This is a genomic window from Aurantimonas sp. HBX-1 (assembly GCF_021391535.1).
In the GTDB taxonomy this organism is placed as follows: Bacteria; Pseudomonadota; Alphaproteobacteria; order Rhizobiales; family Rhizobiaceae; genus Aurantimonas.
On sequence record NZ_CP090066.1, the window covers coordinates 2,845,687 to 2,866,817 of the forward strand.

A 21,131-nucleotide genomic window follows, 5' to 3' on the forward strand; every position below is an offset into this window, starting at 1 on the left:
TCTCCAGTCAGGGCCGGGATGAAGGAAGGGAGCTAGCGTCCGGGGCGCTAGCCGCCGGGGGCGCAGGCGATGACGCCGTCGGCGGCAAGCGCCGCTATGTCGTCGTCGGTGTAGCCGCTGGATGCCAGGACCTCGCGGGTATGCTGGCCGAGTTCCGGCGCCGGCCGGGTGACCGCGCAGGGCGTGCGGTCGAGCTTCACCGGGAAGCCGACCATGCGGATGGTGCCGCGGCCGGGCTGCTCGACGTCGATGGCCATCTCCTGGGCGACCACCTGCGGATCGGCGAAGACCTCCGCGAGGTTCTGCACCCGTCCGCACGGGACGCCGGCGGCGTTCAGCCGGGCGATCCACTCGGCCTGGGAGACGGTGCGCATGCGCTCGTTGATCAGCGCGTTCAGCTGGTGGCGGAGCGCGAAGCGCTTCTCGTTGGTGTCGTAATGGGGGCCGGCCATCAGCTCCTCGAGGCCGATCGTCGTCAGGAAGCGGCGCAGGATCACGTCGTTGCTCGGCGCGACGGCAACCTCGCCGTCGGACGCCTGGTAGAGACCGTAGGGCGCCACCAGCGGATGGTCGTTGCCGGTGCGCTCCGGCAGCCGGCCGGTCGAGAAATACTCCGAGGCGAGAAACGCCATCATGCTGATCGACCCGTTGACCATCGCCGACTCGACGTGCTGGCCGGTGCCGTTGAGGTCGCGGGCCCGCAGCGCGCTGACGATGCCGAAGGCGCCGTAGAGCCCGGCGATGAGGTCGGTGATCGGCTGGCCGGAGCGCATCGGCTCCTGGTCCGCCGGGCCGTTGACGCTCATCAGCCCGCTCATCGCCTGGGCGATGAAGTCGAAGGCCGGCCGGTCCACATAGGGGCCGACCGAGCCGTAGCCGTTGATGTTGCAGCTGACCAGCCGCGGGTTGAGCGCCTCCAGGCGTTCGGGGCCGAAGCCCATCTTGGCCAGTACGCCGGGGCGGAAATTCTCCACCAGCACGTCGGCAGACGCGATCAGCCGCTCCAGCACCGCCTTGCCCTCGGGGCTGTAGAGATCGAGGACGATCGACTGCTTGTTGCGGTTGAAGGCGGCGAAGTACCAGCTGAAGCCGTCGCGGATCGTGCCCTGCTCGCGGATCGGGTCGCCGCGGCCGGATTCGACCTTGATGATGTCGGCGCCCATGTCGCCGAGCAGCATGGTGCAGAACGGGCCGGACAGGACCCGCGTCAGGTCGACGACCCGGATCCCGTCGAGCGGGCGCCTTGCCTCGGGCACGCTGTTCCCGCTCATCCGCAGGCGGTGGCGACGGCGTTCAGATCGTGCAGTTCGAGCCGCGGCCCGGCCTTCATCACCTGCCCCGCCAGGGGCCGGCCGATCGCCGCCTCCGCCTGCCGCGAGACCGCGATCAGCCGCTGCAGGTCGACGCCGCTCTCGATGCCGCATTCGTCGAGCATGTAGACGAGATCCTCGGTGCAGATGTTGCCGGTGGCGCCGGGCGCGAACGGACAGCCGCCGAGCCCGCCGACGCTGGACTCGAAGCGCGTGACGCCCTCCTGCAGCCCGGCATAGACGCAGACCAGCCCGACGCCGCGGGTGTTGTGGAAATGCAGGGCGATGTCGGCCTCGGGAACGCGGTCGCGCAGCGCCCGCACCCGCTCCTGGACGAGCGGCGGCGTCGCCATGCCCGTGGTGTCGCCGAGCGAGATGCTGGTGATGCCGAGATCGGCGTAGGCGCGGGCGATGTCCGCGACCGCGGCGACCGGGACGTTGCCCTCGAACGGGCAGCCGAAGGCGGTGGCGATGGCGCCGAACACGGCGATGTTGGCGTCGGCGGCGATGCGGGTGATGTCGCGCACGCCGTCCAGCGATTCCCGGACCGAGCGGTTGACGTTCTTGGCGTTGTGGCTTTCGGACGCCGAGAGGAAGACCACCATGGCGTCGATGCCGGCGGCGGCGGCGCGCTCGGCGCCCTTGGCGTTCGGCACCAGCGCGGTGAGGACGGCGCCCGTCGACCGGTCGATGCCGGCCAGCACCTCGGCCGCGTCGCGCAATTGCGGCACCGCCCGCGGCGACACGAAGGACGTCACCTCGAGATGGCGGATGCCGGCGTCGATCAGGCCGTTGACCAGATCGATCTTGGTCGCGGTGGGGATCCACGTCGACTCGGCCTGGAGCCCGTCGCGCGGGCCGACCTCGACGAGGCTGACGCGCGAGGGAAGCGGGATGGCCGGGCTCGCGCCGCGTGTTGCCCTCGAGTGATCCATGGGTCCGTTCATCGCAGGAATGTCCGCCTTGCTCTGGTCTACCACGTTGGTATACCGTCGCCGCACCTTCGGGCAACGACTTTCGAAGAGTGGGGGGACATGCAGCAGGCAAGGGTCGCGGAGACGACGAAAGGCAGCGTCAGCGACCGCCTGCTCGCCCGGATGCGTGGCGACATCCTCTCGCTTGCCCTGATTCCCGGACGCGTCATCTCGGAGCGCGACCTCGAGGCGATCTACGGCGCGTCGCGCACGCCGGTGCGCCAGGCGCTGCTGCAGCTGGCCAACGAGGGCCTGGTCATCCGCGCCGGGCGCGGCTACGCGGTCGCCTCGATCGACCCGCAGGAACTCGTGGAGACCTTCGAATACCGGGAGATCGTCGAGACCGCGGCGGTGCGGCTCGCCTGCGAGCGCGCCAGCGAGAGCGATCTCGACGCCATCCAGGCGACGATCGACCGCGGCCTCAGCGACACCTCGCCGGAAACCTCGTTCGAGATCGGCGCCGACGTCCACGTGATGATCGCCAGCCTGTCGGGGAACGGTTTCCTGCGGGACGCCGTGCAGGACATCGTGATCCGCATCGCGCGGGCGCGCTGGCTGCTCGTCAGCACCGCGGCGGGCCAGCAGGAAGCCCATCGCGAGCACAGCGAGATCGTATCCCTCATCCGCGCGAGGCGCGCGGACGAGGCGGAAGACGCCATACGGCGGCACGGGAGGAACGTGCGCGACCAGATCATGAAGGCCGTCGGCGAGGGACGGCGGCGGCTGGGAGCGCACGGGATCGTCGTGAAGGACAGCCTGAACGGTCGCTGATCCGGGCCTCGCGGTCCGGACCAGCGACAACGTGCATGATGACTACAACAAGGGAGGAACAACAATGAGAAGATTGACGGGGACGACCCTCGGGATTGCCGGCGCCATGGCGATCGTCATGGGGCTTTCGGGCGTTCCGGCAAAGGCCGCCGAATGCATCGCGCCGGCCGATCCGGGCGGCGGCTGGGACTTCACCTGCCGCACCGTCGGCAAGCTGCTCCTCGACCTCGATCTCGTCGACGAGCCGGTCCAGGTGACCAACATGCCGGGCGGAGTCGGCGCCGTCGCCTACGCCCATGTCATGGCCGACCGGGCGGACCAAGAGGATCTCCTCGTCGCCGCGAGCACCGTCGGCGTGACCCAGATCGCGCAGGGCAAATATCCCGCCGACACCGACGTCATGCGCTGGATCGGCATGCTCGCCACCGATGTCGGCGTCATCGCCGTCGCCAAGGATAGCCCGATCCAGACGCTGGATCAGCTGCTGGCCGAGATGAAGGAGAACCCCGGCTCGATCGCGGCGGCCGGTTCGTCCGGCGTCGGCGGCTGGGATCACATCCGCCTGCTCATGCTGGCGCGCGAGGCCGGCATGGACGCCGAGGCACAGCGGAACGTGCGCTGGGTGCAGTTCGACGGTGGCGGCCCGGCCGTGACCCAGATGATGGGCGGCCATGTCGGCCTCGTCTCCACCGATCTCGGCGAGATCGCCGGCTTCGTGGAATCCGGCGACATCCGGCTTCTGGCGGTACTCTCCGACGAGCGCGTCCCAGCCTTCCCCGACGCGCCGACGGCGATCGAGCAGGGTCTCGACGTGACCGGCCTCAACTGGCGCGGCTTCTATACGGGCGGCGAGGTCTCCGACGAGGCCTACACGCGCTGGGTCGAGACGATGCAGAAGCTCTATGAAAGCCCGGAATGGGAGAAGACCGCGACGGCCAGCGGCCTGATCCCGGTCTGGCGCGGCGGCGAGGAGTTCGAAGCCTACGTCACCGAGCAGGCCCAAGAGATGCGGGCGATCTCGCAGGACATCGGGGTCATCCAGTGAGCGACCGGATCGCGGGCATCGTCATTCTTTGCCTGTCGATCTGGTACGGCTACACGGCGGGGAGCTACCAGGCGGGTTTCACAGACCCGCTTGGCCCCGCCGCGTTCCCGCAGATGCTTTCCGTCCCGGCGGCGCTGTTCAGCCTCTTCCTGATCTTCCGCCCCGACCCGAAGCCTGACTGGGTGACCGGCACGCCGGCCCTGCGGCAGGTGGCGGCGGTGGCGATGCTGATCTTCTACGCGCTGTTCCTGGAGGAGCTCGGCTTCATCCTGGCGACGATCGTGGCGGTGACGGTGCTGGCCCGCCTGCTCGGCGCCGGCTGGCTGAAGTCGGTCGTCTCGGCGAGCGCGACGAGCCTCCTGCTGTTCGGCGTCTTCGACCTGGTCCTCGGCCTGCCGCTGCGGGTCGTTCCCGGCATTCTCAGCTAAGGCCTCCGACATGGACATGGACATCCTGGGTGGCCTTGCCTCCGGCTTTGCCGTCGCGCTGACGCCCACCAACCTCGCCCTCGCCTTTCTCGGCTGCTTCGTCGGCACGATCATCGGCGCGCTGCCGGGCATCGGGCCGGTGAACGGCGTGGCGATCCTGATACCCCTCGCCTTCTCCTTCCAGCTCGACCCGGCGTCGGCGCTGATCCTGCTGTCCTGCGTCTATTACGGCTGCATGTATGGCGGGCGCATCTCGTCGATCATGCTGAACATCCCGGGCGACGAGCCGGCGATCATGACGACGCTGGACGGCTACCCGATGGCCCGGCAGGGCAAGGCGACCGAGGCGCTGGCGATCTCCGCGGTCGCCTCCTTCGTCGGCGCGACCCTGGCGACCGTGGGCCTGACGCTGTTCTCGCCGCTGCTGGCGAGGGCCGCCATCCATTTCGGGCCGAGCGACTATTTCGCCCTCTACGTCATGGCCTTCGCGACGATCGGCGGCGTCACCGGCGCCAACCCGTGCAAGACGCTGCTGGCGGCGTTTCTCGGCCTGATGCTGGCGACCGTCGGCCTCGATCCGGCGAGCGGCACCGCGCGCTACACGTTCGGCTCGTTCAACCTCTATGACGGCTTCGATCCGATCGTCGCGATCGTCGGCCTGTTCGCCATCAGCGAAGTGCTGATCTTCCTGGAGACCTCGCACAAGCCGAGCGGCGGCATGCCGCCGCTCGGGCGGATGTTCGCCGGGCTCAAGGACGTGCGCCGGAGCTTCGGGGCGATGCTGCGCGGATCGGGGCTCGGCTTCGTCGCCGGCATCCTGCCCGGCGCCGGCGCCTCGCTCGGCGCCTTCCTCGCCTATGTCTTCGAGCGGCGCTGGAGCAACCGCAACGACACGTTCGGCAAAGGCGATCCGCGCGGCGTCGCCGCGCCCGAGGCCGGCAACAATGCCGCGGCCGGCGGGGCGCTCATCCCGATGCTGACGCTCGGCATTCCCGGCAGCGGCACCACCGCGGTGATGCTCGCGCTGCTGATCTCGCTGAACATCACGCCGGGACCACTGCTGTTCGAGCGCCAGCCGGAAATGGTGTGGGGGCTGATCGCCTCGCTCTACATCGCCAATGTCGTGTTGCTGGTGCTGAACCTGCCGCTGGTCGGCCTGTTCACAAGGATGCTGAGCCTGCCGGCCTACGTGCTAATGCCGTTCGTGGTGATGGTCAGCTTCCTCGGCATCTACTCGATCAGCAATTCGACCTTCGACCTCCTGGTGATGATCGGCTTTGGCCTGCTCGGCTTCGTCATGCGCAAGCTCGACATATCGCTGGTGCCGCTGGTGCTCGGCCTGCTGCTCGGCGCCGACATGGAGAACAATTTGCGGCGGGCGCTGTCGATCTCGAACGGCGATTTCAGCATCCTGTTCGAAAGCCCGATCGCGCTCGTCATCTACGCGATCACGGCGGTCGCCCTCCTGGTCGCGTTCGGCTTCGCCTTCACCGGACGCCGGATCGCGCCGCCCAGCGAGAAGGACGCCGCCCTCGGCGGCTGACGGCCGGCGTCGGGAGACCGCGCGCCGGCCTCGAGGCCGCGGCTCAGGCCGCGACTCAGGCCGCGACGAGGTGGCCGTCGCCGCGGTCCTGCAGCAGCAGCCGGCCCGGCTCGTCGCCGACGCGGCGCACCGGGCTCGGGATGTCGCGGTCGAGCCGCGGGAAGGCGCGGCGCCGCAGCGCGGGATCCGGCACCGGCACCGCCTCGATCAGCCGCTGCGTATAGGCGTGCTGCGGGTTGCCGAAGACCTGGTCGCGCGTGCCGATCTCGACGATCTGGCCGAGATACATCACCGCCACCCGGTCCGAGATGTTCTCCACCACCGCCATGTCGTGGGAGATGAACAGATAGGCGATGCCGAACTCGTCCTGCAGCTCGCGCAGGAGTTCCAGCACCCGCGCCTGTACCGAAACGTCGAGCGCCGAGACGCTCTCGTCGGCGACGATCAGCTTCGGCCGCAGCGCCAAAGCGCGGGCGATGCAGACGCGCTGGCGCTGGCCGCCCGAGAATTCGTGCGGATAGCGCCGCATGTCGGCTGCCGAGAGCCCCACCCGCTCGAACAGGCCGGCAGTGCGCTCGTGCCGCTCCGGCCCCTCGGCGATGCCGTGGATGAGCATCGGCTCGGCGACGAGCTCGCCCACCGTCATGCGCGGATCGAGCGAGGCGAAGGGGTCCTGGAAGATCATCTGCACGTCGCGGCGCAGCGCCTTGGTCTCCTGGCGCGGCAGGCCGGCCATGTTGCGGCCGCCGACGACGATGTCGCCCGTGTAGGGCACCAGCCCGGCCAGCGCCTTGGCGGTCGTCGACTTGCCGCAGCCGGATTCGCCGACCAGCGACAGCGTCTCGCGTTCCGCCACCGAGAAGCTGATCCCTTCCACCGCATGCACCCGCCGGTCGACCCGGCCGAAGAACCCGCCATGGATGTCGAAGCGGACGGTCAGGTCGCTGACCGCGACCACCGGGACCGGGATCGTCGCCGCGACGGGCGGCGCGGCCCGGGCGGCAGCACGGCCGTGCCCCTCGCCCATGCGCGGCACCGCGGCCAGCAGCTCGCGCGTATAAGCCGCCTGCGGATCGGCAAAGATCGCCGCCGCAGTGCCCGTCTCGACCATGCGGCCATGGCGCATGACCACCACCCGGTCGGCCATCTCGGCGACGACGCCCATGTCGTGGGTGATCAGGATGATCGCCGTGCCGAGATCGCGCTGCAGGTCGCGCAGCAACTCCAGCACCTCGCCCTGCACGGTGACGTCGAGCGCCGTGGTCGGCTCGTCGGCGATCAGCACGTCGGGGCGCAGCGCCAGCGCCATGGCGATCATCACGCGCTGGCGCATGCCGCCGGAGAGCTCGTGCGGATGCTGCGTGATCCGGCTGGCGGCCTCGGGGATGCGCACGGCATCGAGCGCGGCGATGGCCCTTCGGCGGGCCTCGGCGCGGCCGACATTCTCGTGCGCCTCGATCGCCTCGGTCAGTTGCCGGCCGATGGTCAGCACCGGGTTGAGCGAGGTCATCGGCTCCTGGAAGATCATCGCGACGCGCTTGCCGCGGACCTTGCGCATCTCGCCTTCGGAGAGCTGCGCGAGATCGGTATCGCCGAGCAGGATGCGGCCGGCGGCGATGCGCGCGGCCGGCTTCGGCAGGAGGCCCATGATCGCCAGCGAGGTCATCGACTTGCCGGAACCGGACTCGCCGGCGATGCAGAGCGTCTCGCCGCGCGCGAGGTCGAAGGAGAAGTCCGCCACCACCGGCCTCGGCCCCGCCTCGCCGCCGACTTCGACGGTGAGGCCCTCGACGCGGAGGACCGGCTCGGCCGAAGCCGGCGTCGCCGCTTTCGAAGACAGCCCCGAGGAGGTCACGACCATGCGGGGTTGGGGCGCCGAGCACCCCCCTCCGGGCTGCCGCCCATCTCCCCCACAAGGGGGGAGATCGCTGGCACGATCCCTGCGGACATCCTGAAACGCCCGAGACACGCAAATGCCTGCGTCGGAAGGCCGATCTCCCCCCTTGTGGTGGGGTCCGAAGGACGGGACGAGACGCGTGGCTCGTCCCGATAGCCCGGCAGGGCAGAGGGGGGTATCACCTCCAGCCCACCGACTGTGACCAATCCTGCCGTCATTCGAAGACGCAGCGCGGGAAGTAGAAGGAGACGACCCAGTTGGGCATGTCGACGATCTCCGAGATACGCAGGTCGCCGCAGGTCGAGACCAGCATGTAGGCGTCGACCGGGTCCATCCGGTAGCGGGCCGCGAGCAGGTCGACCATCTGCGCGACGGCCATCTTCGCCCCCGTCATCAGGTCGGGCCCGATGCCGGTCGTCACCTCGTAGCCCTTGGCGTCGAGATGGCGGGTGACCGGCCCGGCGGTGGTGAAGCGCGGCATCTTCAGCCGCGCGTCCTTGACCAGGTCGAGCGTCAGCACCGTGTTCATCGGGCTTTCGATCGCCGTGCCGCAGACTTCGCCGTCGCCCTGCGCGGCGTGGGTGTCGCCGACGGAGAACAGCGCTCCCGCCACTTCCACCGGCAGATACAGCACCGTGCCGGCGGAAAGATCGCGGATGTCGAGATTGCCGCCGATGCGCCGCGGGGGGACCACCGAATGGTGGCCCGGCTCGGCCGGCGCGCAGCCGATCGTGCCGGCGAAGGGCTTGAGCGGCACGCGCCCCTCCTTGCCGAACAGCGCCGGCTCGAGGGTCGACGGATCGTACTTCCAGATGGTCAGCGCCGGTTCCTTGAAGTCGTCCGCCAGGAGGCCGAAGCCCGGAATGTTGGCGGTCCAGCCGAAGCCGGACGGCTTGAACGACTCGATGGTGATCTTCAGCGCATCGCCCGGCTCGGCGCCCTCGACGAAGATCGGGCCAGTTACCGGGTTGATCTTGCCGAAATCCAGGGTCCCGACGTCGGCCACGGTGGATCCGGCGGTCAGCTGACCGCCGGAGGCATCGAGGCATTCGAACTCGATCGTCGAGCCGGGCGCCACCACCTGCGCCGGCGGGAACGAGTTGTCCCAGCCGAAATGGTGGTGGCTGCCGTGGATGGTGTAGTCGCAGTTACTGCACATCGTTCACATACACGTAGTCGTAGTTGATCGGGATATGGACCGGGTCGACATAGAGGTTGTCGGCACCGCCCATGCGCGGCGACTTCATGGTGAAGCGCTGCTCGTTGAACACCGGCACCCAGGGCGCATCGGCCATGATGTCGGTGTAGATCTTCGACCACATCTCCGCCCGCTCTTCCTGGCGCGCCGGATCGACGATCGAGTCGGCTTCGGCCGCCCGCTTGTCCATTTCCTCGTTGCAGTACCAGGACCAGTTCCAGCCGCCCGGCACGGCGCCGGCGCAGCCGAGGATCGGGCCGTAGAAGTTGGACGGGTCGGGGAAGTCGGCGATCCAGGCCATGCCGCCCGACCAGATCATCGGGGCACCGTCCTTCTGTCCGCCGGCGGCGATGACGTTGGCCTGGGCGAGCGCCTGGATCTCGGCGCGGATGCCGATCTGGGCGAGGTCCTGCTGGATCGCCTGGGCGATGCGCGGGTTCGGGTCGGTGTTCATCACGAACAGCTCGGTGTCGAACCCGTCGGGAAAGCCCGCTTCCGCGAGCTTGGCCTTCGCCGCCTCGACGTCGTAGGCGTAGCCCTCGTAGCTCTCGTCGTAGCCGGGCATCGAGGGGGGCAGCGGCTGGTTGGCCGGCAGCGCCCGGTTGTTGATCATCTGGACGATGCGGTCCTTGTTGATCGCCATGTTCACCGCCTCGCGGACTTCCTTCTTGTCGAAGGGCGGCATGGTGACGTTCATGGTGATGTAGCCGGTCTGCAGCTGGCCGCCCTCGACGACCTGGGCCTTCTGCTCGGGATCGCCCATCACTTCCTGGAACTTCGCCGGCGGGATGCCGTCGCCCGGGATGTCGACCTCGCCGCTCTGCAGGCGGAGCAGCGCGACGATCGGCTCCTGGCCGATCTCGAAGGTGATCTGGTCGAGATACGGCAGGCCGTCGCGCCAGTAGTCCTCGTTCTTGACGAACACCACGCGCTGGCCGAGCGCCCACTCGCCGAGCTTGAAGGCGCCGGTGCCGACGGGGTTCTTGCCGAAATCGGCGCCATGCTCGGCGACGGCCTCCTGCGGGACGATCGAGGCGAAGTTCAGCGCCATGACGTGCAGGAAGGTGGCGTCCGGCCGCGACAGCTTGATCTCCACGGTCGCCGGATCGATCACGGTGACGCCAGAGAGGCTCTCGGCCTCGCCGGCGGCGACCGCGTCATAGCCCTCGATCATGCCGAAGAAGCCGGCGCCGGGGCTCTGGGTCTTCGGGTTGGTGACGCGGTCGAGCGAGTATTTCACGTCCTCGGCGGTCATCTCGCGGCCGTTGTGGAATTTCACACCCGGCCGCAGCTTGAAGGTGAAGGTCTGGCCGTCCTCGGAGATCTCGTAGCTCTCGGCGAGGCCCGGCCGCAGCTCGGTGGTGCCCGGCACGTAGTCCATCAGACCGTCGAACAGGCTCTTGATCATCGACCAGTTCTGCCAGTCGTAGCCGATCGCGGGGTCGAGCGTCGCGACGTCGTCCTTGTAGGTGATGACGATCGAGCCGCCTTCCTTGGCCTCCGGGTCCGGCGTGTAGGCGTCGGCGGCGGCAGGCGCCGGGGCGGTGCCCTGCGCCATCGCCGGGGCTGCCGCCAGCATCAGGCCGATGGCCGATGCGGCGACGGTCGAGGTGAGCCAGGCTTTCATGCGGACTTCCTTTCGTTGAGGGGTCACTGGAGCTTGATCCGTGGATCGATAAACGGGGCGACGAGATCGGCGAGGAGGTTGCCGATGACGATGGCGCAGGCCGAGACCAGGGTGACGCCCATGATGATCGGGATGTCGACGCGCTGGATCGCCTGCCAGGCGAGCTGGCCGATGCCGGGCCAGCCGAAGACGCTCTCGACCACGACGATGCCGCTCATGAACAGGCCGATGTCGATGCCGATCATCGCGATCACCGGCAGGATGGCGTTGGGCAGCGCGTGGCGGAACAGCACCGTGTAGCGGGCGAGGCCCTTGGCGCGCGCGGTGCGGATGTAGTCCTGGCGCAGCACGTCGATCATCGAGGAGCGCATCATCCGCGAGTACCAGCCGGCGCCAAGGATGCCGAGCGTCAGCGAGGGCAGGACGAGATGCGCGAAGGTGCCGTAGCCGCCGATCGGGAACCAGCCGAGCCGCACCGCGAACACGTAGAGAAGCAGCAGGCCGACGACGAACTGCGGCGCCGAGACGCCGACGAAGGAGCCGACCATCAGCGCCTGGTCGGTGGCGGTGCCGCGCCGCAGCGCCGCGACCAGCCCCATGGTCAGGCCGAGGGCGAGTTCGCAGACGATGGCGCCGAGCATCAGCAGCAGCGTCGCCGGCAGGCGCGCCGCGATCAGCTCGGAGACTTCCGAGCGCTGCAGATAGGAGCGGCCGAAATCCAGCTGCACGAGGCCGCAGAGATAGCGGCCGTACTGGACGACGAAGGGCTGGTCGAGGCCGAGCTCGCGGCGGATGTTCTCGACGGTCTGCGCCGAAGCGCTGCGGCCGGCTATCTGGCGCACCGGGTCGGCGGGCAGCCAGTAGAGCAGCGCGAAGGTGATCAGCGACACGCCGAGCAGGATCAGCACTGACTGGATCAGCCGGCGGGCGAGATAGGCGATCATGACAGCCGCCCCCGCTGGGTGGGATCGAGAATGTCGCGCATCGCGTCGCCGACGAGGTTGAAGGCGAGCGCCAGTGCCAGGATCGCCGCGCCGGGGAAGAACACCAGCCAGGGCGCCGCCTGGAAATAAGTCTGGTTCTCGAAGATGATGTTGCCCCAGGAGGCGGTCGGCGGCTGCACGCCGACGCCGAGATAGGACAGCGTCGCCTCCAGCAGCACCGTGGTCGAGATGCCGAGCGTGCCCCAGACGATGATCGTCGGCAGCAGATGCGGCAGGATGTGGCGGAACAGGATGCGCGGCGTCGACGCGCCGATGGCGCGCTCGGCGTCGATGAACTCGCGCTCGGCCAGCGAGCTGGTCTCGGCGAAGATGATGCGCGCGGTCTGCACCCAGTTGACCAGCGCGATCACCATGGCGACGATCCACAGGCTCGGCGACAGCACGGCGGCGAGGCAGATCGCCAGCAGCAGCGCCGGGAACGCCATCATCAGGTCGGTGAAGCGCATCAGGATGGCGCCGATCCAGCCGCGGAAGAAGCCGGCGGTGACGCCGACCAGCGTGCCAATCAGCAGCGCGACGCCGTTGGCGACGATGCCGATGATCAGCGAGGTGCGGGCGCCGTAGAGGATGCGGGTCAGGAGGTCGCGGCCGAGCAGGTCGGTACCGAGGACGTAGGCGCCGCCGGGCGGCATCGGTGCGCCCTCCAGTGTCAGCCCGTCGAAGAGCTGGTCGTTGGGGTCGTAGGCGGTGAGCCACGGTGCCGCGATGGCGCCGACGACGGTGACGAGGATCAGCACCAGGCCGATCACCGCCAGCGGGCGCCGCAGCAACTGCGCCAGCACGCTCGCCGGCTTCGCCAAGGGAGTCGCCACGTTGGGCAGCGGTTCAGAGACGAGTTGCCCGCTCATCGCGACCTCCCTGCTCGAGTTCCAGGACGCGGCGCGCCGCTTCCTCGATCGTGGTCTGCCAGCTCATCGCCAGCGCCCGCAGCTGGGCATAGGCCCGCTCCTCGCCGACCCCGCCGGCGCCAAGCGCGACGACTGCGCGCACGATGGTCTGGCGGTCGGCAACCCGCGATTTCAGCCCGCGCACCTCGTCGGCGAGACGCTGGCGGGCCTCGAAGCCCTGCCGGGCGATCAGCAGCGCCGAATAGATGCCGGAATTGGCAACCGGCTTGACGAGATGAGAATGGGCGCCGTGCGAGAGCGCCCATTCGATGCGGCCCGGCGCCTCCGAGCCGATCAGCGCGATCATCGGCATCGGCGCCTCGCCCGGTGCCCAGGGGAACTGCGCGTCGTAGCCGAGATCGGCATCGAAGAAGACGAAGTCGGCGACCAGCGCGTCCGCCGGCAGCTCCGGCCAGCACTCGACCGGATCGAGCCCGATCGCCGCCAGCTGGCGCAGCAGCGCCGCGGTGGTCGCATGCGGCGGATGCAGCACGAAGGCCTTCGCCCCGCCGAGATTGGGGATGCGGCTGCGGCGCGTCACGAGACGGCCCTCAGGCTGGGGCGCGGGAACACCTGCGCCGGGTCGTAGCGCGACAGATAGGGGTCGGGATCGACATGCCGGGCGCTCTCCTCGACCACGTCGAAACCGCCCTCGCGCACCCGGCCGATGCGCACCGGCAGGCGGGCGTGCTGAGTCTGCGGATCGATGGCGATCTCGCCGAAGGGCGTCGCGAAGCGCCGGCCTGAAAAGTCCGGGATGCGGGCGGCTGTTCCGCCCGCCGGCTCGGCGGCGAGCCGGTCGGCAAGTACCAGCACGGCGCTGTAGGCGGCGGCGAAGAAGGAGGACGGGCGCGTGGCGAACTCCGGCGCCGTCGCCGGGTCCGGCCAGGGCTTCGCGCGGTCGTGGAAATACGGGCCGACGGCGATGTGGCCTTCGGCGGCGGCGCCGATCGCCGGCAGCTCGATCTCCGTCAGGTTGCAGGACAGGATCGGGCAGGAGGATGCGGCGAAATACGGGTCCTCGCGCGCCAGTTCGTCATAGGCGGCGAAGAAGGCGTAGGAGGACGGGCCGATCAGATGGTTGAGGACGAAGTTCGGCCGCGTCGCGCGGATCTCGTCGATCAGCCGCGAGACGTCGGTGTCGCCGAGCGGCAGATAGCGCTCGCCAAGCACGCGGCCGCCGGCGTCGCCGATCAGATCGCGGGCGACGCGGTTGGTCTCCCATCCCCAGATGTAGTTCGAGCCAATGAGAAACGCGTCGGCGCCGAAGCGCGGCACGACATGGCCGAGCAGCGGCACCAGATGCTGGTTCGGGCAGGCATGCATGTAGACGACGTGGTCGTTCGATTCGAAGCCCTCGTAGGGGCAGGCATACCAGAGCGTCCCGCCGGTCTTTTCCAGCACCGGAATCACCTCCTTGCGGCTCCAGGAGGTGATGCAGCCGATGACGTGGCGCGCCTCGCTGCCCCGAAGGATCTCTTCGCAGAGCGGGGCGTAGCGATCGACCTTGCCCTGCGGATCGCGCTCGACCGGCACGAACTCGACGCCGACAGCCGGGTCGGCGTTGACCGCCGCGATGGCGCTCATCGCGCCGGCGCGGCAGGCGTCGGACAACAGCTGGTAGTTGCCCGAGCGCGAGTAGAGGATGCCGATCTCGATGCGTCGCTTCACGTCGTTCCCACGAAAAAAGCCCCGCCGCACGTCGACAGGGATCGACGGGCGTACGGGGCTCGAATGCCGTCCGGCGATCAGGGCCGGTATGTCCAGTCAGCGTAGCAGCGGCCGGTGCGGAGTCAAGCGCACTGCCGCCCCGGTCAGCATGCCTATTTCATGGGCAAGCGCGGCTGCAATCCACGCAACCGGGTGGTGCCGCACTGTGCGCCGGGCTGTGATTTATGGGGGACGGCATCGTGCCTTCCTGAGAGACCCGCGGACAGGCTCCAGCCTGCCCGCGGCGCTCCGTCAGCGGCCGGCGGACCAGGCTTCGACGAAGTCGTTGTTGTAGGCGGCGTCGAGGTCCGGCAGCGGCTCGGCGAGGTCGCCGGAGGCGAGCAGGCTGTCGTGCCAGGCCTTCCAGGCAACCGGGTCGTTCTCGCCGAGGCGCTTGCCTTCCGGCGGCGTCTGGCGGGCGATGATCGCCTCGGTCAGGGCCCGGGCGAAATCGGGATCCTCGCCTTCCTGCGGGTTGCCGGTCGCGGTGTGCTTCAGCACCGTGTCGATGTTGGCGGGGTCCATCGCGAAGGTCGAGCCGCGCGCCACGGCCCGCCCGAACCCTTCGATGACGTCGGGATTCTCGGCAATGAACGGCGCGAGCGCCACGAAGCCGTTGCCGAAATAGGTGCGGAACTTGTCCGGGGTGATGTTGGTCATCGGCAGACCGCGCTGGTTCAGGATGGCACCGTCGCTGGTCGCCGCCGCATAGGCGTCGATGTCGCCGCGGGTGAAGCCGGCGACCGCCAGGCCGCCGTCGCCGACCACCAGGAACTCGTAGTCCTTGCCTTCCTCCATGCCGGCGTCGGTCATGATCGTCCGGGCGAAGGCGGTCTCGGCCCCGTCGGCGGTGCCGACGCCGATCACCTTGCCGCGCAGGTCTTCGGGCGAGTCGATGTCCGAATCCGCCGGCACCAGCACGCCAAAGGCGCTCTGCGGGTTGAGGTTGTAGAAGAACTGCACGTCGAGCCCGCCGGCGCGCGCGTTGATGGTGGGCCCTGCCCCCGGCTGGCCGATCTCGGCCTGGCCCGCGGCGACGGCCTGCAGAACGGCGGCCGAGCCGTTCACCGCCTGGATCGTGACCGCGAGGCCCTCATCGGCGAAGTACCCCTCGCCGATGGCCGTCCACACCGGGGTGATGTTGATGGCCGAGGGGTTGGCGAGCACCACGGTGATGTCGCGCGGCGCGGCCGCGTCCTGGGCGGCCGCCAGGCCCGCCCCCATGAGCCCCAGCAGCGCCGCCGCGGCGGTGAGCGTCCAGATTGATCGCATGATCGTCCTCCCGTTTGTCTGTTGCTGGCGCCGCTCCTCCCGAAGCGGCGTGTCAGTCCGTCGCGGCGGCTGGCGCCTCCGCCTCGTCCGGCACCGGCGCGCTGGTCTGTTCCTCCAGTCGCTGCAGGGTCAGCCGGTAATGCGCGGTCAGGCGCGCGGTCGCCGTGGCAATGTCGCCGTCGATCGCCGCCTCCATGATCGCCCGATGCTCCTCGCGCGAATCGCGGCGCGGATAGGTGCCGGACATCGAGGCGAAGCGGTAGCGCTCGGCATGGTCCATCATGTCGTGGCAGAAGCTGGTGATCCACGAGGAGCCGCTGTTGCCGATCAGGGCGTTGTGGAAGGCGCGGTGGCGCTCCTCCCAGGCGGAGTTGTCGCCGCCATGCTCGTCGGCGAGGCGCACCGGCTCGCGGTCCAGCCGGTAATGGGTGGTGATGAGTTCGTCTTCCCAGGCCTGGGTGCGGTTGAGGATCGACTGCTCGAGCGCCAGCGCCTCGATCCAGCACCGCGACTGCACCAGCTCGCGGAAGGCCTTCAGCGTCAGCGGCGGCACGAAGAAGCCGCGCTGGTCGCGCCGGTCGACCAGCCGCTCGGCCGATAGCCGGTTCAGCGCCTCGCGCACCGGGTTGATGCCGGAATCGTAGCGCTGCGCCACCTGGTCGATCTGCAGCTTCTGGCCCGGCTTCATCGTGCCGTTGAGAATGTCGCGCCGGAGCTTCTGGTAGACGAGCGTCGCCGATGTCGTCTTGTCGGACGGCTTCTGCAGGGGCGGCTCGGGTACCAGCAGGCTCATGATGGGCGCCTTTTCATCGCGGCCCTCAGAGACCGGGGCCGCCCGCGACCGACGACTTATGCCAGAAGACGAAGCGCCGCTCGACCCATACGACGGTCCAGAACAGGGCAAGGCCCATGACCGACAGGAAGACGATCAGCGAGAAGATGCGCGGCGTGTTGAGCTGCGAGGCGGCAACCCGGATCAGTTCGCCGAAGCCCTTGCCGCCGCCGAGGAACTCGCCGGTGATGGCCCCCGCCATGACGCCGACCGAGGCGATCTTCAGCCCGGTGAAGATCTGCGGCAGGCCGGTCGGCAGCTTCATCCGGAACAGCGTCTGCCAGCGGCTGGCGCCGAGCGTCTTGAACAGCATGCGGGCGTTGTCGTTGGCGACGTGCAGGCCGGCGGCCGTCGCGACCACGATCGGGAAGGTGGCGATGAAGGCGGCGAGCGCCACCTTCGAGGAGATGCCGAAGCCGAGCCAGGCGACGAAGAGCGGCGCGAAGGCGACCTTCGGCATGGTGTCGATGGCGACGAGATAGGGCAGCACCACCCGCTCGCCGAAGCTGGTCTCGCCGACGAGGACGCCGAGCGAGAAGCCGATCGTCATGGCGATGAGGAAGCCGTAGATCACTTCCTTGAAGGTGATCCAGTAGGCGACCAGCATGTAGCCGCCGGAGAACAGGTTCTTGCCGACGAAGACGATGTCCTCCGCCACCTCGAACGGCGGTGGCAGGATGATCGGCGACACCAGGCCGAAGACGTGGACGAGCTGCCAGATGCCGATGAAGGCGGCGAACAGCAGCGCCATGGCGATCGGCCGCGGCACGCGGTCGATATAGGAGGCGCGCTCGGTCCAGACCGTGTCCGGCTCGGCAGCTTCGACGGCGGAATACTCGCTCATTGGAAGGCTCCTTCGTCGAGAAGCGCCCTTATGCGCCGGACATAGGCGGCGAGGCGCGGATCGGTGAGCATGTCGAGCGAGCGCGGCCGCGGCAGGTCGATCTCGATGATCTCGACGAAGCGGCCGGGCCGCGGCGACATGACATAGACGACGTCCGACAGGATCACCGCCTCGGGGATCGAGTGGGTAACGAGGAAGGTGGTGGCGTTCTTCTCCAGGCAGATGCGCTGCAGCTCCATGTTCATGAAGTCGCGGGACAGCTCGTCGAGCGCGCTGAACGGCTCGTCGAGCAGCAGCATCGACGGGTCGGTGACCAGCATGCGACAGATCGCGGCGCGCTGCGCCATGCCCCCCGAGAGCTTGTCCGGATAGACATCTTCGAAGCCCGACAGGCCGACCAGCTCCAGCAGGGCGCGGGCGCTCGCATGGCTCGCTTTGGCGGCCGCCTGGCCATCGCGGATCTCGATCGGCAGGACGACGTTCTCCAGCGTCGTGCGCCAGGGAAACAGCGTCGCCTGCTGGAACATCATGCCGATGTCGCGGCGCGGCCCCATCACCGGCGTGCCGTTGAGCACGACGCGGCCGCTGGTCGGCGGCACCAGGCCCGCCATGATCTTCAGGAGCGTGGACTTGCCGCAGCCCGACGGCCCGATGATCGACGAGAAGCTGCCGCGCCTCAGCGTCAGATCGACGGGGTCGAGCGCGTGGATCGCGCCCCTTCCGTAGGTCTTGGTGACGCGCGACAGCTCGTAGACGACAGGGCGGCCGGCGTCGGCGACCACACGATCGATCTCGCCGGCCGCCGCGCTCATTCGGCGTTCCAGCCTTCGACGAACTTGTTCGTGTAGGCGGCATTGAGGTCGGCCAGCGGCGCCTTCAGCGCGCCGGTCTCCACCTGCGCCTTGTGCCACAGCTCCCAGTGCTCGGGCGGCTGGTAGCCGAAGCCCTTGTCGCGGAACTGCTCCTGCGGGTTGATCCGGGTCTGCGCGGCCTCGAGCAGCAGCGCCGCGAGCGCGGTGTCCTCGCCCTCCTGCGGGTTCGCCGCGGCGGCGTGGGCGAGCGTCTTCTCGTTGTTCGCCGGGTCGAGGCCGAAGCGGGTTCCCTTCACGAGGGCGCGGCCGAAGCGCTCGACGACGTCCTCGTTCTCGTCGAGGTAGGCTTGGGTGACCGCCCAGCCATTGCCGAAATAGCTGAGGAAGCCGTCCGGCGTGATCTCGCGGAGCGGGATGCCGCGCGCCTCGATGATCGCCGCGTCGCTCGCCGCCGCCGCATAGGCCGCGACCTCGTCGCCGAGGATGGCGGCGGCCGCGGTGCCGCCGTCGCCGATGGCCAGGAACTCGTAGCCCTCGTTCTCCATCAGGCCGGCTTCCGCCATGATCGCGCGGGTGAAGCCCACCTCGGCGCCGTCCGCCGTGCCGACGCCGATGGTCTCGCCCTTGAGCTCGGCCGGCGCCTGCACGTCCGATTCCTCAGGCACGACGAGGCCGAAGATCGAGTTCGGATACTGGTTGTAGATGAACACCACCTCCTCGCCGCGCGCGCGGGCCGAGAGGACCGGGCCGGGGCCCGGATTGCCGATCTGCGCCTGGCCCGAGGCCAGGGCCTGCAGCACGGAGGCCGAACCGTTGACCGCCTCGACGGTGACGGTCAGCCCCTCCTCCTCGAAGTAGCCCTCGCCGATCGCGTTGTGCAGCGGGAAATTGTTGAGCGCCGACGGGTTCGGGACGACGATCGTCAGGGCCGTGGGCTCCTGCGCGAACGCCGTCGTGCCGGAAAGCGCGAGAGCCGCAAGGCCGGCGAGAATGCCGACGCGCTTCGATGACGTGCGGAATGCCATGATGTTTCCTCCCTGGTGGCGCACCGTCGCTCTTCTCGGCTGATGTGCGTGAGGGAAAGATAACATCAGAAAAAACGTTTTCGGAAGGGATAACCTGTATTGCACGTGCGAAGAAAGCCGGACAAATCATCCGAATCCGCGCATTAGCGCCCGAAGATTGACCTGATCTTCGCTGAAATGGCGCCTTCGCCGGCCCGTTCTGTTGCGACGCAAAACGTTTTTTTGTTGTTTCCGGCATTTTTCATGTGCTTCCTCTGCCCATCCAACGATGGGAGGAAAGTCCATGAGCCAGTATGTCGTCGATGCCCCGGCGATCCCCGCGATCCCCGTAGAGGGGTCGGATGCCCAGTTCCCGGTGCGCCGGGTCTATTGCGTCGGCCGCAACTACGTCGCCCACGTGCGCGAGATGGGCGGCAACGAGGATCGCGATCCGCCGCTGTTCTTCCAGAAGCCGGCCGACTCGCTGGTGCTGGACGGGGGGACCATCCCCTATCCGACGATGACCAAGGACTTCCATTTCGAGGTCGAGCTGGTGCTCGCCATGAAGGGCGGCGGGCTGAACATCCCGCAGGACAAGGCGCTCGACCAGATCTACGGCTATGCCGTCGGCATCGACATGACGCGCCGCGACATCCAGGGCGGCGGGCGCCCGTGGGAGATCGCCAAATCCTTCGATCACTCTTTCCCCTGCGGCGCGATCGCGCCGGCGGCAAAGGTTGGCCACATCCAGTCGGGCCGCATCGAGCTGACGGTGAACGGCGAGACCCGCCAGGAATCGGACATCGAACTGCTGATCTGGAAGATCCCCGAGATCATCGCGAACCTGTCGACCTATTTCGAGCTAATGCCGGGCGACGTCATCCTGACCGGCACGCCGCACGGCGTGGGCCCGGTCAAGCCGGGCGACCGGATCGAGGCGCGGATCGACAAGCTGCCCGTGCTGCACGTCACGGTGGGCGACAGCCTCGCCTGACCCTTATCGACCGCGGCGCGCCGGGTCAGCACCCGGCGAGGCCGCGGCCGGCATCGACCGGCACCTCGCCAGCGGAGCTAAGACGATGGGCTTCACCATTCATCCAAGGCGCGGTGGCATCGACCCGGCCTGGATTGAGCGTTTCAAGGCGCTGCCGGTTTCCACGATCAGCGATTCCATGGAGCGCCTCCACGGCGTCGGCATGCCGCTGCGCGCCAAGCATGACGGCAGCCGCATGGCGGGCACCGCCTTCACCGTGAAGACCCGGCCGGGCGACAACCTCATCGTCCACAAGGCGCTGGACCTCGCCGCGCCGGGCGACGTCGTCGTGGTCGATGCCGGCGGCGCGCTGGAGAACGCCATCATCGGCGAACTGATGGCCGCCCACGCCGAACAGCGGGGCCTTGCCGGCATCGTCATCTTCGGGGCGATCCGCGACAGCGCCGAACTGGCGCGCGGCAGCTTTCCGGTCTTCGCCGCGGGCGTCACCCATCGCGGCCCCTACAAGGTCGGACCCGGCACGATCAACGCGCCGATCGCCGTCGCCGGCATGCCGGTCTCGCCCGGCGACCTCGTCTGCGGCGACACCGACGGCCTGCTGGCGATCGCCCCCGGCGAGATCGTGGCCGTGCACGAGCGGGCCGCGGAGAAGCTCGCGGCGGAGCAGCGGATGATGCTGGCGATCCGCGCCGGTACGGACGACCGCTCCTGGATCGACCGGGCGCTCGAGGCCGCCGGCTGCGAGTACCGCGACGCCTGACATCCGCCCGCGCCGCGCTGCGCCGGAACGGCGGGTGGCGATCGGTGGCGTCCCGGCTCGCCGCATCCCGCCGGACAGGATCCGGTGAGCCCCTTCATGATCCGGGACCGCCGTTCCCGATGATGGTAGCCGGCCTGCGGAAGTGGATCACGAACGCTATCTGGAGCGTTTCGCTCGACCCGCGCGGGACGACTGGCCGGACCGGCCTTCCGCCCGGCG

At 68.9% G+C, this 21,131-nt stretch carries 20 protein-coding genes; 6 read left to right on the plus strand and 14 right to left on the minus strand.

Going from position 1 to position 21,131, the window contains the following annotated elements; genetic code table 11:
- Window positions 1-47 precede the first annotated feature (47 nt).
- Both LXB15_RS13535 and LXB15_RS13540 read right to left on the minus strand, forming a co-directional pair.
- Entirely contained in the window at window positions 48-1,256 is a 1,209-nt protein-coding gene (locus LXB15_RS13535) for a CaiB/BaiF CoA-transferase family protein (protein WP_233948951.1), read from the minus strand.
- 11 nt (window positions 1,257-1,267) lie between these two features.
- Window positions 1,268-2,257 (minus strand): hydroxymethylglutaryl-CoA lyase, encoded by a 990-nt coding sequence (locus LXB15_RS13540; RefSeq protein WP_233948952.1) that lies wholly within the window; start codon window positions 2,255-2,257, stop codon window positions 1,268-1,270.
- An 87-nt stretch (window positions 2,258-2,344) separates the two neighbouring features.
- Here LXB15_RS13540 and LXB15_RS13545 point away from each other — a divergent pair, with 87 nt between their 5' ends.
- The 4 genes from LXB15_RS13545 (at window position 2,345) to LXB15_RS13560 (ending at window position 6,071) form a co-directional block, all read left to right on the plus strand.
- Entirely contained in the window at window positions 2,345-3,055 is a 711-nt protein-coding gene (locus LXB15_RS13545) for a GntR family transcriptional regulator (RefSeq protein WP_233948953.1), read from the plus strand.
- Window positions 3,056-3,119: 64 nt separating this feature from the next.
- A complete protein-coding gene (locus LXB15_RS13550; RefSeq protein WP_233948954.1) occupies window positions 3,120-4,100 on the plus strand; it encodes a tripartite tricarboxylate transporter substrate binding protein in 981 nt (326 codons plus the stop codon).
- A complete protein-coding gene (locus LXB15_RS13555) occupies window positions 4,097-4,528 on the plus strand; it encodes a tripartite tricarboxylate transporter TctB family protein (RefSeq protein WP_233948955.1) in 432 nt (143 codons plus the stop codon). Before LXB15_RS13550 ends, LXB15_RS13555 begins: the two co-directional genes overlap by 4 nt.
- 16 nt (window positions 4,529-4,544) lie before the next feature.
- The gene (locus LXB15_RS13560; RefSeq protein ID WP_233953170.1) at window positions 4,545-6,071 is read left to right on the plus strand and encodes a tripartite tricarboxylate transporter permease; all 1,527 of its coding nucleotides are present in this window, start codon (window positions 4,545-4,547) and stop codon (window positions 6,069-6,071) included.
- Between the two features lie 55 nt (window positions 6,072-6,126).
- Here LXB15_RS13560 and LXB15_RS13565 read toward each other — a convergent pair whose 3' ends face one another.
- The 12 genes from LXB15_RS13565 to LXB15_RS13620 all read right to left on the minus strand — a co-directional run bounded on the left by LXB15_RS13565 (window position 6,127) and on the right by LXB15_RS13620 (window position 19,179).
- Window positions 6,127-7,932, minus strand: a complete 1,806-nt coding sequence (locus LXB15_RS13565) for an ABC transporter ATP-binding protein (RefSeq protein ID WP_233948956.1) — start codon at window positions 7,930-7,932, stop codon at window positions 6,127-6,129.
- A 250-nt stretch (window positions 7,933-8,182) separates the two neighbouring features.
- Window positions 8,183-9,127 carry an acetamidase/formamidase family protein gene (locus LXB15_RS13570; protein ID WP_233948957.1) on the minus strand — a complete coding sequence of 315 codons (945 nt, stop codon included), beginning with the start codon at window positions 9,125-9,127 and terminating at the stop codon, window positions 8,183-8,185.
- A complete protein-coding gene (locus tag LXB15_RS13575) occupies window positions 9,117-10,745 on the minus strand; it encodes an ABC transporter substrate-binding protein (protein ID WP_370640231.1) in 1,629 nt (542 codons plus the stop codon). The genes LXB15_RS13570 and LXB15_RS13575 overlap by 11 nt, the downstream gene beginning before the upstream one ends.
- A gap of 71 nt (window positions 10,746-10,816) precedes the next feature.
- Window positions 10,817-11,737 (minus strand): ABC transporter permease, encoded by a 921-nt coding sequence (locus LXB15_RS13580; RefSeq protein WP_233948959.1) that lies wholly within the window; start codon window positions 11,735-11,737, stop codon window positions 10,817-10,819.
- Window positions 11,734-12,645, minus strand: coding sequence for an ABC transporter permease (locus LXB15_RS13585; RefSeq protein ID WP_233948960.1), 912 nt, complete (start codon window positions 12,643-12,645; stop codon window positions 11,734-11,736). Before LXB15_RS13585 ends, LXB15_RS13580 begins: the two co-directional genes overlap by 4 nt.
- On the minus strand, window positions 12,623-13,225 hold the full coding sequence (locus tag LXB15_RS13590) for an ANTAR domain-containing response regulator (RefSeq protein WP_233948961.1): 603 nt from the start codon (window positions 13,223-13,225) through the stop codon (window positions 12,623-12,625). Before LXB15_RS13590 ends, LXB15_RS13585 begins: the two co-directional genes overlap by 23 nt.
- Window positions 13,222-14,355: a transporter substrate-binding protein gene (locus tag LXB15_RS13595; RefSeq protein ID WP_233948962.1), complete on the minus strand. Its 1,134-nt coding sequence runs from the start codon at window positions 14,353-14,355 to the stop codon at window positions 13,222-13,224. Before LXB15_RS13595 ends, LXB15_RS13590 begins: the two co-directional genes overlap by 4 nt.
- Window positions 14,356-14,646: 291 nt before the next feature.
- The gene (locus tag LXB15_RS13600; protein WP_233948963.1) at window positions 14,647-15,666 is read right to left on the minus strand and encodes an ABC transporter substrate-binding protein; all 1,020 of its coding nucleotides are present in this window, start codon (window positions 15,664-15,666) and stop codon (window positions 14,647-14,649) included.
- A gap of 52 nt (window positions 15,667-15,718) precedes the next feature.
- On the minus strand, window positions 15,719-16,459 hold the full coding sequence (locus LXB15_RS13605) for a GntR family transcriptional regulator (protein WP_233948964.1): 741 nt from the start codon (window positions 16,457-16,459) through the stop codon (window positions 15,719-15,721).
- Between the two features lie 25 nt (window positions 16,460-16,484).
- Complete coding sequence (locus LXB15_RS13610) at window positions 16,485-17,342, minus strand: ABC transporter permease (protein ID WP_233948965.1); 858 nt, start codon at window positions 17,340-17,342, stop codon at window positions 16,485-16,487.
- Window positions 17,339-18,154 (minus strand): ABC transporter ATP-binding protein, encoded by an 816-nt coding sequence (locus tag LXB15_RS13615; protein WP_233948966.1) that lies wholly within the window; start codon window positions 18,152-18,154, stop codon window positions 17,339-17,341. Before LXB15_RS13615 ends, LXB15_RS13610 begins: the two co-directional genes overlap by 4 nt.
- Window positions 18,151-19,179: an ABC transporter substrate-binding protein gene (locus LXB15_RS13620; protein ID WP_233948967.1), complete on the minus strand. Its 1,029-nt coding sequence runs from the start codon at window positions 19,177-19,179 to the stop codon at window positions 18,151-18,153. The genes LXB15_RS13615 and LXB15_RS13620 overlap by 4 nt, the downstream gene beginning before the upstream one ends.
- 283 nt (window positions 19,180-19,462) lie before the next feature.
- On the opposite strand from LXB15_RS13620, the gene LXB15_RS13625 reads away from it, so the two are divergent.
- Together LXB15_RS13625 and LXB15_RS13630 are read left to right on the plus strand one after the other, a co-directional pair.
- The gene (locus LXB15_RS13625) at window positions 19,463-20,152 is read left to right on the plus strand and encodes a fumarylacetoacetate hydrolase family protein (protein WP_233948968.1); all 690 of its coding nucleotides are present in this window, start codon (window positions 19,463-19,465) and stop codon (window positions 20,150-20,152) included.
- A gap of 85 nt (window positions 20,153-20,237) precedes the next feature.
- Window positions 20,238-20,912, plus strand: a complete 675-nt coding sequence (locus LXB15_RS13630; RefSeq protein ID WP_233948969.1) for an RraA family protein — start codon at window positions 20,238-20,240, stop codon at window positions 20,910-20,912.
- The last annotated feature ends 219 nt before the right edge of the window (window positions 20,913-21,131 follow it).

Coding starts and splice junctions, on each gene's coding strand:
- LXB15_RS13540 (WP_233948952.1), bottom strand. CDS start 2,257: ATGAACGGACCCATGGATCACTCGAGGGCAACACGCGGCGCGAGCCCG.
- LXB15_RS13545 (WP_233948953.1), top strand. CDS start 2,345: ATGCAGCAGGCAAGGGTCGCGGAGACGACGAAAGGCAGCGTCAGCGAC.
- LXB15_RS13550 (WP_233948954.1), top strand. CDS start 3,120: ATGAGAAGATTGACGGGGACGACCCTCGGGATTGCCGGCGCCATGGCG.
- LXB15_RS13560 (WP_233953170.1), top strand. CDS start 4,545: ATGGACATCCTGGGTGGCCTTGCCTCCGGCTTTGCCGTCGCGCTGACG.
- LXB15_RS13565 (WP_233948956.1), bottom strand. CDS start 7,932: ATGGTCGTGACCTCCTCGGGGCTGTCTTCGAAAGCGGCGACGCCGGCT.
- LXB15_RS13570 (WP_233948957.1), bottom strand. CDS start 9,127: ATGTGCAGTAACTGCGACTACACCATCCACGGCAGCCACCACCATTTC.
- LXB15_RS13575 (WP_370640231.1), bottom strand. CDS start 10,745: ATGCTGGCGGCAGCCCCGGCGATGGCGCAGGGCACCGCCCCGGCGCCT.
- LXB15_RS13580 (WP_233948959.1), bottom strand. CDS start 11,737: ATGATCGCCTATCTCGCCCGCCGGCTGATCCAGTCAGTGCTGATCCTG.
- LXB15_RS13585 (WP_233948960.1), bottom strand. CDS start 12,645: ATGAGCGGGCAACTCGTCTCTGAACCGCTGCCCAACGTGGCGACTCCC.
- LXB15_RS13600 (WP_233948963.1), bottom strand. CDS start 15,666: ATGCGATCAATCTGGACGCTCACCGCCGCGGCGGCGCTGCTGGGGCTC.
- LXB15_RS13605 (WP_233948964.1), bottom strand. CDS start 16,459: ATGAGCCTGCTGGTACCCGAGCCGCCCCTGCAGAAGCCGTCCGACAAG.
- LXB15_RS13610 (WP_233948965.1), bottom strand. CDS start 17,342: ATGAGCGAGTATTCCGCCGTCGAAGCTGCCGAGCCGGACACGGTCTGG.
- LXB15_RS13615 (WP_233948966.1), bottom strand. CDS start 18,154: ATGAGCGCGGCGGCCGGCGAGATCGATCGTGTGGTCGCCGACGCCGGC.
- LXB15_RS13620 (WP_233948967.1), bottom strand. CDS start 19,179: ATGGCATTCCGCACGTCATCGAAGCGCGTCGGCATTCTCGCCGGCCTT.
- LXB15_RS13625 (WP_233948968.1), top strand. CDS start 19,463: ATGAGCCAGTATGTCGTCGATGCCCCGGCGATCCCCGCGATCCCCGTA.
- LXB15_RS13630 (WP_233948969.1), top strand. CDS start 20,238: ATGGGCTTCACCATTCATCCAAGGCGCGGTGGCATCGACCCGGCCTGG.